The organism is Pseudomonas boreofloridensis, assembly GCF_030580795.1.
Taxonomy (GTDB): Bacteria; Pseudomonadota; Gammaproteobacteria; order Pseudomonadales; family Pseudomonadaceae; genus Aquipseudomonas; species Aquipseudomonas boreofloridensis.
In genome coordinates this window covers 59,497-72,277 of the sequence record NZ_JAUQOQ010000014.1, presented here as the reverse complement: position 1 = coordinate 72,277, position 12,781 = coordinate 59,497, and the positions used below count along the sequence as shown (strand labels likewise).

Below are 12,781 nucleotides of genomic sequence, written 5' to 3'. Positions count from 1 at the left end.
GGCTTTTTCGTTGCGGGTGCTTGTGATCTTGGCGTTTGCCAGGCGCCTCGCTCAGAGGCGCGCGCTGCCCTGCAGTTGCATCAGGTAGCTGGTACCGCCCAACTGACTCATCTGTCGTTGAATCCAACTGGCCCGGCTTGCCACGTAGGCGCTGGGCCGGCTGGCGCTCCATTTCAGCGGACTGGGTAGCACAGCGGCGAGCTGGCTGGCCTGCTGACGTGTCAGGCGACTGGCATCGACGCCGAAGTGATAGCGCGCGGCAGCCTGGGCACCGAACACCCCCGGCCCCCATTCGGCGCTGTTGAGGTAGACCTCGAGGATGCGCTCCTTCGACCAGAACAGTTCCATCAACGCGGTGAACCAGGCCTCCAAGCCTTTGCGCAGCCAACTGCGCCCAGACCACAGGAACAGGTTCTTGGCCACCTGCTGGGTCAGCGTGCTGGCGCCGCGCAGCTTGCCCCCTTGCTCGTTGTGCACCAGGGCTGCCTGAATCGCCGGGACATCGAATCCCCAATGGCTGGCGAAGTGCTGATCTTCGCCGGCGACCACAGCCACCTTCAGTTCATCGGAGATCTGCTCCCAGGACACCCAGTCGCGCTGCAGGTCGATCGGCTTGCCATCGACCCACGACTGCACCTTGCGCTCGACCATCAAGGCCGTGCCCGGTGGCGGCACCCAGCGCAGCGCCAACACCAGCACGATGCTGCCTGCGGCGAACCAGAGCAGAGCACGAGCAAGACGGCGGATAAGGGATGACAGCATGTCGATAGCTTGGCCGGACCGATGGAACGGGCCATTATACAGACCCCTTTCAAGGAGTCGTCCCATGCTTCGCAGCTTCCTGATGCTCGCGGCCTTCTTCGGCTTCACCGGTGTCGCGCTCGGTGCCTTCGCCGCACACGGCTTGAAGAACCGTCTGAGCGCCGACTACCTGGCGATCTTTCATACCGGTGTCAGCTATCAACTGGTGCATGCGCTGGCGATTCTGGCGGTGGCGATGCTGTCCGTGCATCTACCCGGGCGGCTGATCGGCTGGGCGGGCGGCCTGTTTGCCGTGGGCATTATGCTGTTCTCCGGCAGCCTCTACGCCCTGACCCTCAGCGGCGTGAGCAAGATCGGCATCATCACACCCATCGGTGGCGTGTGCTTCCTGGCGGGCTGGGCCTGTCTGGGCCTGACGGCGTGGCGCCTGGGCTGACCAGTCGGTCGGCAATAGCGACTGATGGCGCCGCTCGCCCTTGGGTTGCACGGCGGATCGGCGCTAGAATGCGGGCCCCAATGAACGATGGTGGCCGTGCGCATGCGCATTCAACTCAACGGTGAACCCTACGAACTGCCTGCAGGCGAGAGCGTGGCGGCCCTGCTGGGGCGTCTGGAGCTGGTCGGGCGTCGTGTGGCGGTGGAACTGAACCTGGACATCGTGCCGCGCAGCCAGCACGACTGCACCCTGTTGAACGAGGGCGACCGGGTCGAGGTGGTCCACGCCATCGGTGGCGGCTGACGGCCGCGCCGTGCCCACCCGCAATTCCCGTAACCTTTGCAGAGGAACCACGATGAGCAACGTTCGCAGCGACAAGCCTTTCACCCTGGCCGGGCGTACTTTCCAGTCGCGCCTGCTGGTCGGCACCGGCAAGTACCGTGACATGGACGAGACCCGCGAGGCCATCGAGGCCTCGGGTGCCGAAATCGTCACCGTCGCCGTGCGCCGCACCAACATCGGCCAGAATCCAGGCGAGCCGAACCTGCTCGATGTGCTGCCTCCGGACCGCTACACCATCCTGCCGAACACCGCCGGGTGCTACGACGCGATCGAAGCCGTGCGCACCTGCCGCCTGGCTCGTGAGCTGCTCGACGGCCACAACCTGGTGAAGCTGGAGGTGCTGGCCGACCAGAAGACGCTGTTCCCCAACGTCATCGAAACCCTCAAGGCCGCCGAAGTCCTGGTCAAGGATGGCTTCGATGTGATGGTCTACACCAGCGACGACCCGATCATCGCGCGTCAACTGGCCGAGGTCGGCTGCATCGCGGTCATGCCGCTGGCGGGTCTGATCGGCACGGGCCTGGGCATCTGCAACCCCTACAACCTGCAGATCATCCTCGAGGAATCCAAGGTGCCGGTGCTGGTCGATGCCGGCGTGGGCACCGCCTCCGATGCCACCATCGCCATGGAAATGGGCTGCGAAGCCGTGCTGATGAACTCCGCCATCGCCCACGCCCAGCAGCCGGTACTGATGGCCGAAGCCATGAAGCATGCCATCGTCGCCGGTCGCATGGCCTATTTGGCCGGGCGTATGGCGAAGAAACTCTATGCCAGCGCGTCTTCGCCGCTGGATGGTCTGATCAAGTAAGAGCACCTGATGACTGAATCGCAAGAAACGCCGATCTCCGCCGACGGCGAAGAGCGCCCGCACCGCCGCATCAAGAGTTTCGTGATGCGTGCAGGCCGCATGACCGAAGGCCAGCAGCGCGGCCTGGAGCAGGGCGGCCCGCTGTTCATCCTGCCCCTGGCCGACAGCCCGGTGGACTACGACCAGGTGTTCGGCCGCTCGGCGCCGCGCACTCTGGAAATCGGTTTCGGCATGGGCCACTCCCTGCTGGAAATGGCCGCTGCCGCACCGGAGCTGGATTTCATCGGTGTCGAAGTGCACCGCCCTGGTGTCGGCGCGCTGCTCAACGGCGTGCTCACCCAGAACCTGAAAAACCTGCGGGTGTACGACTGCGATGCCATCGAAGTGCTCAACCGCTGCGTGGCCGACGGCAGCCTGGACCGGCTGATGCTGTTTTTCCCCGATCCGTGGCACAAGGCCCGTCACCACAAGCGGCGCATCGTCCAGCCGGCGTTCGCCGAACTGGTGCGGCGCAAGCTCAAGGTCGGCGGCGTGTTCCACATGGCCACCGACTGGGAGCCCTACGCTGAGCACATGCTGGAAGTGATGCAGGCCGCGCCGGGTTATCGCAACCAGGCGGCGGACGGCGCCTACGTACCGCGTCCGGACGAGCGCCCGATCACCAAGTTCGAGCGCCGCGGTGAGCGGCTCGGGCATGGGGTGTGGGATCTGAAGTTCGAGAAGGTTGACTGACAGTCAGCGTTGGACCGACCGACAAAGGGCTGCTATGCAGCCCTTTTGCGTTACTAGCCGCGGCGATCCGCCACCACGCCGATCAGCACCAGTACCACCAGCAGTACTGGCGCCAAGGCGTAGTTGTTGAACTGTGCCAGCGCTTTCACCACCCACGGCGTGGCATAGATCAGCGCCGCGCCGCTGCCGATCATCACCAGCAGGGCCATGAACGGCACCCGCAGGGCGCCGGCCAGTCCGCCCAGGCGCTGCTCGACCCAGCCCTTGATGTCGGTGCCGAACAGCACCAGCAGGCAGCCCACCAACGCCAGGGAAATCTCCGAAAGGTTGCTGCGGCTCCAGCGGGAAACGGTCGAGAGCAGGTCAAGCACCAGGTCCATGGGTCATCCTTAATTCAAGAAGTACTGCAGCAGATCGTTGAGAAACAGCTGGCCTTGGGGCGTTGCCGCCAGCCGCTTCGGTTCGACTCGCAAAAGCCCCTTTTGTTCGGCAGCGCGCCGTGCCTCGGCCAACTGCGCCAGCGGCAGCCCTGTGCGTTGGGTGAACAATTCGGCTTCCACGCCCTCGGTCAAGCGCAGAGCGTTCATCAGGAACTCGAAGGGCAGCTCATCGGGCGGCAGCAGCTTCTCGCCCGCCTTGTACGGTTTCTCGGGATTGAGGTAGTCCTTGGGCAGGCGAGTCTTCCAGGTGCGCAGGATGCGGCCGTCGGGGAACGACAGCTTGCCGTGGGCCCCGGCACCGATGCCGATGAAGTCGCCGAAGCGCCAGTAGTTGAGGTTGTGGCGCGCAGCGCGTTCGGCCTGGGCATAGGCCGACACTTCGTATTGGCGATAACCCTGCTCGGCCATCAGCGCCTGTCCGGCCTCCTGGATATCCCAGAGAATGTCGTCTTCGGGCAGCAGCGGCGGCTGGTTCCAGAACACCGTGTTCGGTTCCAGGGTCAGTTGGTACCAGGACAGGTGCGTCGGCCCCAGGTCGATGGCCTGGCGCAGATCGCCCAGCGCTTCGTCCAGCGACTGTTCAGGCAGGCCGTGCATGAGGTCCAGATTGAAGTTGTCGAAGCCTGCCGCACGGGCCATGCCGGCGGCGCGCACGGCCTCGTCGCCATTGTGAATGCGCCCGAGCTTTTCCAGCTTCTGCGCCTGGAAACTCTGCACGCCGATGGACAGGCGGTTGATGCCGGTCTGGCGATAGGCCTTGAACTTGTCCTGCTCGAAGGTGCCGGGGTTGGCCTCCAGGGTGATCTCGATGTCGGCGGCGAAGGGAATGCGCTGCTCGATGCCACGCAGCAGCCGACCCAATGCGGCGGCGCTGAACAAGCTGGGCGTGCCGCCACCGAAGAAGATGCTGCTGATCGACCGGCCTTGCACCGCCGGCATTTCCAGCGCCAGGTCGGCGAGCAGGGCATCGACGTACTGCGCTTCAGGCAGGGTCGGTCCGGCCTGGTGCGAGTTGAAGTCGCAATAAGGGCATTTGCGCACGCACCAAGGAATGTGGATGTACAGCGACAGCGGCGGCAGCACCGCAAGCACCAGGCCCGGCGGTGGCGCAGAGGAGGATTCGGTCATGCCAATCCCAGGCGCTGACGCAGCAGGGCCATGGCCCGGGCGCGGTGACTGAGTTGGTTCTTTTCCAGCGGCGCCAGGTCGGCGCTGGAGCAATTGCGTTCAGGCACCCAGAACAGCGGGTCGTAGCCGAAACCATGCTCGCCACTGGCCGCGAACAGAATCCGCCCGTGCCACAGCCCCTCGCAGAGCACTGGCAGGGGATCGTCGGCATGCCTGACCAGCGCCAGCACGCAGACGAACTGTGCGCCGCGTTCGGCTTCAGGCACGTCCTTGAGCGCCTCGAGCAGTTTGGCGTTGTTCGCCGCATCGCCCTGACCGTCGGCATAGCGGGCCGAGTAGATGCCCGGTGCGCCGCCCAATGCATCCACCGCCAGGCCCGAATCGTCGGCCAGGGCCGGCAGGCCGGAAATGCGCGCGGCATTGCGTGCCTTGAGGATGGCGTTTTCGACGAACGACAGGCCGGTTTCCTCGGGTTCGACCTGGCTGAATTCGCCGATCGAACGCAGCTGCACGGACTCTCCGAGCATGGCCTGGAGTTCCTTGAGTTTGCCGGCGTTGTGGCTGGCCAATACGAGTTGCTGGAAATTCATCATTCGCCTGGGAATACGTCCTGGTTGAATTGAAGGTCGTGGCTGATGCCGCCGGCCTCGATCTGCACGTCGAAGACCAGGGTCTGCGCCTGCTCGGTCTTGAACTGGGCGATGTAGGACACCGCGCCTGCGCTGCTCACCTGGCGGAACGACAGCGCACTGGCGCGGCCGGTAAGGTCTTTGACCTTGCCGCTGACCACCGCGGTCGTGGGCGTGCCACCCTTGAGCAGGGTGATGTTGAGCACGCCCAGGCGCTTGCTGCGTTCGATGCCGCTGGCCTGCGCCACCTCGGGCGTCAGTGCGCCGGAGGCGAAGGCGTTGTAGTACACCGTGACGTCGCCGAAGACCTGCTTGCGGTCCGGTCGGGCTGCATCGGCGGCCCAGCTCGGCAGGGCCAGGCACAGGGTGATCAGCAAAAGGGCGAGACGACGCATGTTGCCATTCCTCCGGTGGTGGGTCACACCGCGACCTGGTGCTCCTGCAACCCAGGGCTGCTGACCCGATAGATACCGATTTCCCCCAACAGATTAGGCCAAAGCCGACCGCCCCACCCGTTGCGGTGACGGTTGTCCACGGCCAGGCGATCGAGCACCTTGGCATCGCGTTCGCGGCACAGGTTCTCGAAGTCCTCGAAGGTGCAGAAGTGGATGTTCGGGGTGTTGTACCAGGTGTAGGGCATGAAGTCCGACACGGGCATGCGGCCCTTGGTCGCCAGGTACCAGCGGCAGCGCCAGTGGCCGAAGTTGGGGAAGGTGATGATGCACTGGCGGCCCACGCGCAGCATCTCGTCGAGGATCCGGTCGGGATACTCCACAGCTTGCAGGGCCTGGGTCATGACCACCACATCGAAGCTGTTGCTGGCGAAGTTGCCCAGGCCCTTGTCCAGGTCCTGCTCGATGACGTTGACGCCGTTGGCCACGCAGGCGGCGATGTTGTCGGCGTCGATCTCCAGGCCGTAGCCGGTGACCTGCTTGCGGTCGCGCAACGAAGCCAGCAGCTCGCCATTACCGCAGCCCAGGTCGAGTACCCGGCTGCCGGCAGGGATCCAGTCGTGGATGATTTCCAGGTCGGCTCTCATGCTGTCCTCAGATGACGATGCGGTTCATGTAGTTCGTGAAGCCCTGGGTGTAGCGCGGTGTGGGGATCAGGAAGGCATCGTGGCCGTAAGGGGCATCGATCTCCAGGTAACACACGTTCTTGCGCGCGGCCATCAGCGCATCGACGATCTCCCGTGAGCGTGCCGGGGAGAAGCGCCAGTCGGTGGTGAACGACATGATGCAGTAGTCGGCCGTGACATGGCCCAGGCTGGCGGCCAGGTCACCGCCGTGGGCGGCGGCTGGGTCGAAATAGTCCAGCGCCTTGGTCATCAGCAGGTAGGTGTTGGCGTCGAAGCGGCCGGAAAATTCCTCGCCCTGATAGCGCAGGTAGCTCTCCACCTGGAACTCGACGCTGTGGAAGTCGTAGTTGAGCTTGTCGCTCTTGAGTTCGCGGCCGAATTTCTCGCCCATCGAGTCGTCGGACAGGTAGGTGATATGGCCGACCATACGCGCCAGCATCAGCCCGCGCTTGGGAATCACGCCCTGGTCCTGGAACGAGCCACCGTGGAATTCGGGGTCGGTGAGGATGGCCTGGCGCGCGACTTCGTTGAAGGCGATGTTCTGCGCCGACAGCTTGGGCGCCGAGGCGATGTCCACGCAATGACGCACGCGCTGCGGGTAGGTGATGGTCCACTGCAAGGCCTGCATGCCGCCCAGGCTGCCGCCGACCACGGCGGCCCATTGGCTGACGCCGAGGCGATCGGCCAGGCGTGCCTGGCTGTGCACCCAGTCCTCGACGGTGAGCACCGGAAAGTCCGCACCATAGGCTTTGCCGGTGGCCGGGTTGATGCTGCTCGGACCGGTGCTGCCATTGCAGCCGCCGAGGTTGTTCAGGCTGACCACGAAGAAGCGGTTGGTGTCGATGGGCTTGCCCGGGCCGATGCAACTGTCCCACCAGCCCGGCTTGCGGTCTTCGACGCTGTGGTAGCCGGCCGCATGGTGATGGCCGGACAGCGCGTGGCAGATCAGCACCGCATTGCTGGCACTGGCATTGAGCGTGCCATAGGTTTCATAGACCAGCTCGTAGCCGGCCAGCGAGCGGCCACCGGCCAGCGTCAACGGTTCATCGAACCGGGCGATCTGGGGGGTTACCAGACCGACGGAATCTTCGGGAAAGACAGTGGACATCGGCCCTGCTCACGCTTGACGGAGGCGTAAGTCTAAAGAGCGCTACCCCCAGCGGCAAGCAATGGCTGCCGCTGGGGGCCGGGCTGGATCAGATCAGGCGCCACAGCACATCCGGCATGCCGGCGTAGTTGGCCAGTTGCGGCATCAGGAACGACTGCACCACCTGAATGGCGATGAAGGCGAAGATCGGCGAGATATCCAGACCACCGAGGTTGGGCACCAGGCGGCGGAACGGCGCCAGCACCGGCTCGCTGATCTGGTAGGCCAGTTCGGCGGCGGGGTTATGGCTGTTGGGCGCGATCCAGGACACGATCACCATGACGATCATCGCCACCCAGAAGATCTTTAGGAACAGCGAGGTGATCCCCAGGATGGCCCAGATCAGCAGGTGCGGCAGGTCGCCGATGGTGCCGTAGGTGAGCATCAGCACGAAGGCCATCAGCAGCGCCTGAATCACGATCGCCAACAGCAGCGACGAGGTATCCAGCCCGGCGATGCTCGGCACGATACGGCGAATCGGCTTGAGCAGCGGCTGGGTGGCGCGCACCGTGAACTGGCTCAGCGGGTTGTAGAAATTGGCCTTGACCAGTTGCAGCACGAAGCGCAGCAGGACGATCACCAGGTACAGGCTGACCAGGGTTTGCACCACGAAGATCGCGGCGCCGGACAGTGCATTCATCGACAACTCCTCATTTGCCCAATTGTTCGGCCAGCTCGGCCGAGCGTGTGGCGGCCGCTTGCAGCGCCTGCTCGACCACGGCCTCGAAGCCGTTGGCCTGGAACGATTTGATCGCCGCTTCGGTGGTCCCGGCTGGCGAGGTGACGCGGCGACGCAGCTCGGCGGCGTCGACGTCGCTGGAAACGGCCATGTGCGCGGCGCCCAGTGCGGTCTGCAGGGTCAGCTGCGAGGCGATGTCGCGCGGCAGGCCGAGCTTCTCGCCGGCGGCGGTCATGGCTTCGATCAGCAGGAAGAAATAGGCCGGGCCGCTGCCGGAGACGGCGGTGACCGCATCCAGTTGCTGCTCCTGCTCCAGCCACAGGGCGGTGCCCACGGCGCTGAGCAACTGTTCGGCCTGCTCGCGCTGGCCGGCCGACACCTGTGCGGTGGCGTACAGGCCGCTGGCGCCCTGGCGCAGCAGGGACGGGGTATTGGGCATGCAGCGCACCACCGGGACCTGGCCCAGCCAGTTCTGGAGGCTGTCGCAGGTGATACCGGCGGCGATCGAAACGACCAATTGCCCGGCCTTCAGCTCAGGTTTGAGGGTTTCGCACACGCTCTTCATGACCTGTGGCTTGACTGCCAGCACGATCACGTCGGCGCCATCGATGGCCTGGGCGTTGCTCTCGAAGGTCGCGATGCCGTGTTCGGCCTGGATCCGGGTGCGGGTGTCGGCGCCAGGATCGCTGGCGCGGATCTGCGAAGCGTCCAGGCCCTGGGCCCGCAGGCCGCCGATCAGGCTGGCCGCCATGTTGCCCGCGCCGATGAAGGCGATACGCGTCTTGCTCATGTCAGGTCCTTGAAGGAAAGAGTGAGTAAAGCATGGATTCAGGCGTGCCCGTAGTCGCGCACGCCGAACAGGGCGGTGCCGATACGCACCCAGGTCGCGCCTTGGGCGATGGCCGCTTCCAAGTCATGGCTCATGCCCATGGACAGACTGTCCAGGCCAAGGCCGAGGGCCTCCTGCAACTGGCGCAGCCGGGCGAACGCAGCGTGCTGGGCGGCAGGGTCGTCGGTGGGTTCAGGGATCGCCATCAGCCCGCGCAAGCGCAGGTTGGGCAACGCGGCCACGGCCTGGGCCAGTGCTGGAAGCTGCTCTGGCGTGCAGCCAGACTTGCTGTCCTCGCCACTGACATTCACCTGCAGGCAGATATTCAGTGGTGGCAGGTCGGTCGGGCGTTGGTCGCTCAGGCGTTGGGCGATCTTCAGGCGGTCCACGCTATGTACCCAGTCGAAATGTTCGGCAATGGCCTTGGTCTTGTTCGACTGGATGGGGCCGATGAAATGCCAGATCAAGGGCAGGTCGGACAATTCCGTCTGTTTGGTCAGCGCTTCCTGAAGATAGTTCTCGCCGAAATCGCGCACGCCCGCCCGGTGAAGTTCGGCGATGGCGCTGGCGGGCTTGGTCTTGCTCACGGCCAGCAACTGCACGCTGGCCGGGTCGCGGTGGCTGGCCTTGGCCGCGCCGTCGATGCGGGTACGAATGGCGTGAAGGTTGTCTGCTAGGGTGGACATGGATCGATGCCGGCAGCTCAGTGGTGTGCGGCATTCTACCTGCTTGATGGCCTTTGGGGAGTCTCATGGACGTGACCGACCTGCTGGCCCGCGCCGTGAAGGCGGGGGCCTCGGACCTGCACTTGGCGGCGGGCGAATTGCCGGCGTGGCGCCTGGATGGCGTATTGCAGCGCGTGGCGCTGCCGACGTTGTGCAGCGACACGCTGGAGCAGGGGCTTGCGCCCTGGCTCGATGCGGATCAGCGCCAGCGCTGGCGGACGGGCGACGAGGTGGACCTGGCCGTGGAGCCGCCTGGGCTTGGACGCGTTCGCCTGAGCCTGTTCAGGCAGTATCACGGCCTGGCCGCCAGCCTGCGGCTGATCGGGCAGCAGGCGCCGACGGTCGAGGCGTTGGAATTGACTGGGGTGTATCAGGCGCTTGCCCGCTGCCGCGATGGCCTGGTGCTGGTGGGTGGGGCGACCGGCAGTGGCAAGTCCAGCACGCTCGCCGCGCTGGTCGCGCAACTGGGATGCGACCGCGCAGGCCATATCCTGACCCTGGAAGACCCGGTTGAGTTCGTACACGGCGGTGGCCGGGCGTTGATCAACCAGCGCGAGATCGGCCGTCACAGCCGAGACTTCGCCCAAGGCCTGCGCAGCGCACTGCGCCAGGATCCGGATGTGATCATGATCGGCGAACTGCGCGACCTGGACAGCATCCGCCTGGCCTTGCGCGCAGCGCAGACCGGTCACCTGGTACTGGCCACCGTGCACACGCGCAGCGCTGCCAGCAGCATCGATCGGCTGGTGGAGGTGTTCTCCGCCGAAGAGAAGTCGCTGATCCGCGCCATGCTAGCCGAATCACTGCAATTGGTGGTGGCGCAGGCGTTGGTGAGGCGTGTGGGCGGCGGTCGGGTGGCGGCGCGCGAGGTGCTGGTGGCCACCGCTGCGGTACGCAATTTGATCCGCGAAGGGCGCGTGGCGCAGTTGCAGTCGGCCATGCAGACCGGTGCGGCGCAGGGCATGGTGACGATGGAGGCGGCGCTGGGCAGGTTGAGGGCGCGGGGGCTGATCGACAACCTGGAGTAGGAGCGGCGATCTCGACGCGGAGTACCCGGGCCGAGTCGAACGCGGGTTAACGCTTGGCCAGTCTCAAGGCCTGCTGCTCTTTGGGCAGCACGCGTTTGGCGACGACGTAGTGCTTCTGCCAGTAAGGCTTGTCCAGACTGTCGATGCTCACCCGCTTGCCGGTGCGCGGTGCGTGGATGAAGCGCTCGTTGCCCAGGTAGATGGCCACGTGGTTGACGCGACGACTCTTGATGTTGAAGAAGATCAGGTCGCCAGGCTTGAGGTCCTTGCGCGCCACTTTCACGCCGTGGCCCTGGGCCATGGCATTGGAGCTACGCGGCAGATCCAGGTCGGCGACGTCGTTGAAGGCATATTTGACCAGACCGCTGCAATCGAACCCTTTGCCGGGTGTGCTGCCGCCCCAGCGGTAGGGCGTGCCGAGCGCATTGACGGCGCGGCTGAGCACTTGGCTGCTTTGCTTGGGCGTGGCAGCGGCCACTTTCAGTGCGGGGTTCTTGGCCTCATTGCCTGGCCGTGCACGCAGATTGACGTGCTTGGCGGGGGAACGTTTGATGGTCGCATCGGCATTGGTGGTATAGCCGCTGAAGCCATTGGGAAGTCGTTGCTCACGATTGGTGGCGTGGGCGGCCAGGGGCAATAAAAGGCAGAGGGTCAGCCATGTCTTGAAGAAGGGCGGCATAGATGAAGCTCTTATGAACGGTTATGGAGATTGGCGCGCAACTTTATAACAGCTTTTCGATCAAAAACTGATCCGTTGGTCGTGTGGGCGATTACCATACGTCGGCGCAAAACGGAAAAGTCACATTTTTTCTTAGAAAATTTTCGGCTATCCCACGAGGACAATGCATGAATACGTATCAACAGGGTGCGCCGCTGCACGACACGCACAGCAAGGTGATTGGCTATCTGCTGTGGATTTTCGGCTTCACCGGCTCGCACCGCTTCTATTACGGCAAGCCCATCACCGGCACGATCTGGTTCCTGACCCTCGGTCTGCTGGGCATCGGTTGGCTGATCGACCTGTTCCTGATTCCGTCGATGGACCGCGAAGCCGACATGCGCTTCCAGTCGGGCCGGGTGAACTACACGGTGGCCTGGGTGCTGCTGACCTTCCTGGGCATCTTCGGTATCCATCGGCTGTACCAGGGCAAATGGATCAGCGCGATCATCTACTTCTTCACCGGGGGCCTGTTCCTGGTCGGTGTGCTGTATGACTTCTGGACGCTGAACACCCAGATATCCACGGTCAACCGCGAACGTCCCTGAAAGGCGCGCTTTAGAAAAAAAGGCCTTGTCGCAGTGCGGCAAGGCCTTTTCTTTACTGGCGTGTCTGGCGCTGCTGCAACAGCAGGTTGCTGAAGCCGGCGCCGGCCAATTGTTTCTGTGCAACGGTCAGCTGTTCGCGGTTGCTGAACGGTCCGACCAGTACCCGGTACCAGGTCTCGTCTTTCACCGTACCGGACTCCACTTTCACCACCTGCCCCAGCAGGATGATCTGCGCCCGTACCTTGTCGGCGTCGGCCTCCTTGCGGAACGAGCCCGCCTGCAGGAAGTACAGGGTGGTCGCTGCCGGCTTGATCACCGGTGGTGCGGGCGGCGGCGTCTGACCCAGCAGCGCGGCCTGGGCACGGGCGGTGTCGATCTTCGCCGCTTCTGCCGGGGTGACCGGCGTGGTGGGCTGCGCCGGCACTGGCGGCGTCTTCTCCGGCACCGCTTCAGGCGGCACGATCACTTCCGATTCCGGCAGCAGGGTGTAGAAATCGTACTTCGGCTTGATCGGCTGAGGCGTGGTGGGAGTGGTGCCCTTGGCGGCTTCGGCGACCTTGGCCGGCTTCTGCTGTTCAGGCTTGGCACGCTTGATGTCGTCGCCGCCCGGCTCGAGTTTCATCAGGAACACCACGAACGCACCCACGGTGAGGCCGATCGCCAGCCACACCCAGCCCGGAATCGGCTGTTTCGCAGGTGGCTGATGGCGACTGGCGCCGCGCTTGGGCGCAGGTTTCTTCTTGGCAGCCAAC

18 protein-coding genes are annotated in these 12,781 nt (G+C 64.6%); 6 read left to right on the top strand and 12 right to left on the bottom strand.

The features are described from left to right. Positions 1 to 51 precede the first annotated feature (51 nt). On the bottom strand, positions 52 to 762 hold the full coding sequence (gene mtgA, locus Q6A47_RS16870; RefSeq protein ID WP_304484857.1) for a monofunctional biosynthetic peptidoglycan transglycosylase: 711 nt from the start codon (positions 760 to 762) through the stop codon (positions 52 to 54). Between the two features lie 64 nt (positions 763 to 826). On the opposite strand from mtgA, the gene Q6A47_RS16865 reads away from it, so the two are divergent. The 4 genes from Q6A47_RS16865 (at position 827) to trmB (ending at position 3,080) form a co-directional block, all read left to right on the top strand. Next, positions 827 to 1,198, top strand: a complete 372-nt coding sequence (locus Q6A47_RS16865) for a DUF423 domain-containing protein (protein WP_304484856.1) — start codon at positions 827 to 829, stop codon at positions 1,196 to 1,198. Positions 1,199 to 1,300: 102 nt separating this feature from the next. After that, entirely contained in the window at positions 1,301 to 1,501 is a 201-nt protein-coding gene (gene thiS / locus Q6A47_RS16860; RefSeq protein WP_029612374.1) for a sulfur carrier protein ThiS, read from the top strand. 52 nt (positions 1,502 to 1,553) lie between these two features. Further along, positions 1,554 to 2,348 carry a thiazole synthase gene (locus Q6A47_RS16855; protein WP_304484855.1) on the top strand — a complete coding sequence of 265 codons (795 nt, stop codon included), beginning with the start codon at positions 1,554 to 1,556 and terminating at the stop codon, positions 2,346 to 2,348. A gap of 9 nt (positions 2,349 to 2,357) precedes the next feature. After that, positions 2,358 to 3,080 carry a tRNA (guanosine(46)-N7)-methyltransferase TrmB gene (trmB, locus tag Q6A47_RS16850; protein ID WP_039582554.1) on the top strand — a complete coding sequence of 241 codons (723 nt, stop codon included), beginning with the start codon at positions 2,358 to 2,360 and terminating at the stop codon, positions 3,078 to 3,080. A gap of 53 nt (positions 3,081 to 3,133) precedes the next feature. On the opposite strand, the gene Q6A47_RS16845 is transcribed toward trmB, so the two are convergent. The 9 genes from Q6A47_RS16845 to Q6A47_RS16805 all read right to left on the bottom strand — a co-directional run bounded on the left by Q6A47_RS16845 (position 3,134) and on the right by Q6A47_RS16805 (position 9,696). Next, the gene (locus tag Q6A47_RS16845) at positions 3,134 to 3,460 is read right to left on the bottom strand and encodes a DUF3392 family protein (RefSeq protein ID WP_029612373.1); all 327 of its coding nucleotides are present in this window, start codon (positions 3,458 to 3,460) and stop codon (positions 3,134 to 3,136) included. Between the two features lie 9 nt (positions 3,461 to 3,469). Next, the gene (gene hemW / locus Q6A47_RS16840; RefSeq protein WP_304484854.1) at positions 3,470 to 4,648 is read right to left on the bottom strand and encodes a radical SAM family heme chaperone HemW; all 1,179 of its coding nucleotides are present in this window, start codon (positions 4,646 to 4,648) and stop codon (positions 3,470 to 3,472) included. Then, on the bottom strand, positions 4,645 to 5,241 hold the full coding sequence (gene rdgB, locus Q6A47_RS16835) for an RdgB/HAM1 family non-canonical purine NTP pyrophosphatase (RefSeq protein WP_167335976.1): 597 nt from the start codon (positions 5,239 to 5,241) through the stop codon (positions 4,645 to 4,647). The genes hemW and rdgB overlap by 4 nt, the downstream gene beginning before the upstream one ends. Further along, positions 5,238 to 5,672, bottom strand: coding sequence for a DUF4426 domain-containing protein (locus tag Q6A47_RS16830; protein WP_039582558.1), 435 nt, complete (start codon positions 5,670 to 5,672; stop codon positions 5,238 to 5,240). Before Q6A47_RS16830 ends, rdgB begins: the two co-directional genes overlap by 4 nt. A gap of 23 nt (positions 5,673 to 5,695) precedes the next feature. Next, positions 5,696 to 6,316: a methionine biosynthesis protein MetW gene (gene metW / locus Q6A47_RS16825; protein WP_029612369.1), complete on the bottom strand. Its 621-nt coding sequence runs from the start codon at positions 6,314 to 6,316 to the stop codon at positions 5,696 to 5,698. 7 nt (positions 6,317 to 6,323) lie between these two features. Next, positions 6,324 to 7,463: a homoserine O-succinyltransferase MetX gene (gene metX / locus Q6A47_RS16820; RefSeq protein ID WP_039582559.1), complete on the bottom strand. Its 1,140-nt coding sequence runs from the start codon at positions 7,461 to 7,463 to the stop codon at positions 6,324 to 6,326. An 88-nt stretch (positions 7,464 to 7,551) separates the two neighbouring features. Beyond that, positions 7,552 to 8,142 (bottom strand): YggT family protein, encoded by a 591-nt coding sequence (locus tag Q6A47_RS16815; RefSeq protein ID WP_039582561.1) that lies wholly within the window; start codon positions 8,140 to 8,142, stop codon positions 7,552 to 7,554. A 10-nt stretch (positions 8,143 to 8,152) separates the two neighbouring features. Further along, positions 8,153 to 8,971, bottom strand: a complete 819-nt coding sequence (gene proC, locus Q6A47_RS16810) for a pyrroline-5-carboxylate reductase (RefSeq protein ID WP_304484853.1) — start codon at positions 8,969 to 8,971, stop codon at positions 8,153 to 8,155. 38 nt (positions 8,972 to 9,009) lie between these two features. Continuing rightward, positions 9,010 to 9,696, bottom strand: coding sequence for a YggS family pyridoxal phosphate-dependent enzyme (locus tag Q6A47_RS16805; RefSeq protein ID WP_304484852.1), 687 nt, complete (start codon positions 9,694 to 9,696; stop codon positions 9,010 to 9,012). A 65-nt stretch (positions 9,697 to 9,761) separates the two neighbouring features. On the opposite strand from Q6A47_RS16805, the gene Q6A47_RS16800 reads away from it, so the two are divergent. Further along, a complete protein-coding gene (locus Q6A47_RS16800; RefSeq protein WP_304484851.1) occupies positions 9,762 to 10,763 on the top strand; it encodes a type IV pilus twitching motility protein PilT in 1,002 nt (333 codons plus the stop codon). 46 nt (positions 10,764 to 10,809) lie between these two features. Here the strand turns inward: Q6A47_RS16800 and Q6A47_RS16795 are convergent, their stop codons facing one another. Then, complete coding sequence (locus tag Q6A47_RS16795) at positions 10,810 to 11,442, bottom strand: C40 family peptidase (RefSeq protein WP_304484850.1); 633 nt, start codon at positions 11,440 to 11,442, stop codon at positions 10,810 to 10,812. Between the two features lie 167 nt (positions 11,443 to 11,609). Here Q6A47_RS16795 and Q6A47_RS16790 point away from each other — a divergent pair, with 167 nt between their 5' ends. Then, a complete protein-coding gene (locus Q6A47_RS16790; protein ID WP_039582570.1) occupies positions 11,610 to 12,029 on the top strand; it encodes an NINE protein in 420 nt (139 codons plus the stop codon). A 52-nt stretch (positions 12,030 to 12,081) separates the two neighbouring features. Here Q6A47_RS16790 and Q6A47_RS16785 read toward each other — a convergent pair whose 3' ends face one another. Continuing rightward, positions 12,082 to 12,780, bottom strand: coding sequence for an SPOR domain-containing protein (locus Q6A47_RS16785; protein ID WP_039582571.1), 699 nt, complete (start codon positions 12,778 to 12,780; stop codon positions 12,082 to 12,084). Between the last annotated feature and the right edge of the window lies 1 nt (position 12,781).

Excerpts from the sequence above, each read along its gene's own strand:
- mtgA (WP_304484857.1), bottom strand. The coding sequence starts at position 762 with ATGCTGTCATCCCTTATCCGCCGTCTTGCTCGTGCTCTGCTCTGGTTC.
- Q6A47_RS16865 (WP_304484856.1), top strand. The coding sequence starts at position 827 with ATGCTTCGCAGCTTCCTGATGCTCGCGGCCTTCTTCGGCTTCACCGGT.
- thiS (WP_029612374.1), top strand. The coding sequence starts at position 1,301 with ATGCGCATTCAACTCAACGGTGAACCCTACGAACTGCCTGCAGGCGAG.
- Q6A47_RS16855 (WP_304484855.1), top strand. The coding sequence starts at position 1,554 with ATGAGCAACGTTCGCAGCGACAAGCCTTTCACCCTGGCCGGGCGTACT.
- trmB (WP_039582554.1), top strand. The coding sequence starts at position 2,358 with ATGACTGAATCGCAAGAAACGCCGATCTCCGCCGACGGCGAAGAGCGC.
- Q6A47_RS16845 (WP_029612373.1), bottom strand. The coding sequence starts at position 3,460 with ATGGACCTGGTGCTTGACCTGCTCTCGACCGTTTCCCGCTGGAGCCGC.
- hemW (WP_304484854.1), bottom strand. The coding sequence starts at position 4,648 with ATGACCGAATCCTCCTCTGCGCCACCGCCGGGCCTGGTGCTTGCGGTG.
- rdgB (WP_167335976.1), bottom strand. The coding sequence starts at position 5,241 with ATGATGAATTTCCAGCAACTCGTATTGGCCAGCCACAACGCCGGCAAA.
- Q6A47_RS16830 (WP_039582558.1), bottom strand. The coding sequence starts at position 5,672 with ATGCGTCGTCTCGCCCTTTTGCTGATCACCCTGTGCCTGGCCCTGCCG.
- metW (WP_029612369.1), bottom strand. The coding sequence starts at position 6,316 with ATGAGAGCCGACCTGGAAATCATCCACGACTGGATCCCTGCCGGCAGC.
- metX (WP_039582559.1), bottom strand. The coding sequence starts at position 7,463 with ATGTCCACTGTCTTTCCCGAAGATTCCGTCGGTCTGGTAACCCCCCAG.
- Q6A47_RS16815 (WP_039582561.1), bottom strand. The coding sequence starts at position 8,142 with ATGAATGCACTGTCCGGCGCCGCGATCTTCGTGGTGCAAACCCTGGTC.
- proC (WP_304484853.1), bottom strand. The coding sequence starts at position 8,971 with ATGAGCAAGACGCGTATCGCCTTCATCGGCGCGGGCAACATGGCGGCC.
- Q6A47_RS16805 (WP_304484852.1), bottom strand. The coding sequence starts at position 9,696 with ATGTCCACCCTAGCAGACAACCTTCACGCCATTCGTACCCGCATCGAC.
- Q6A47_RS16800 (WP_304484851.1), top strand. The coding sequence starts at position 9,762 with ATGGACGTGACCGACCTGCTGGCCCGCGCCGTGAAGGCGGGGGCCTCG.
- Q6A47_RS16795 (WP_304484850.1), bottom strand. The coding sequence starts at position 11,442 with ATGCCGCCCTTCTTCAAGACATGGCTGACCCTCTGCCTTTTATTGCCC.
- Q6A47_RS16790 (WP_039582570.1), top strand. The coding sequence starts at position 11,610 with ATGAATACGTATCAACAGGGTGCGCCGCTGCACGACACGCACAGCAAG.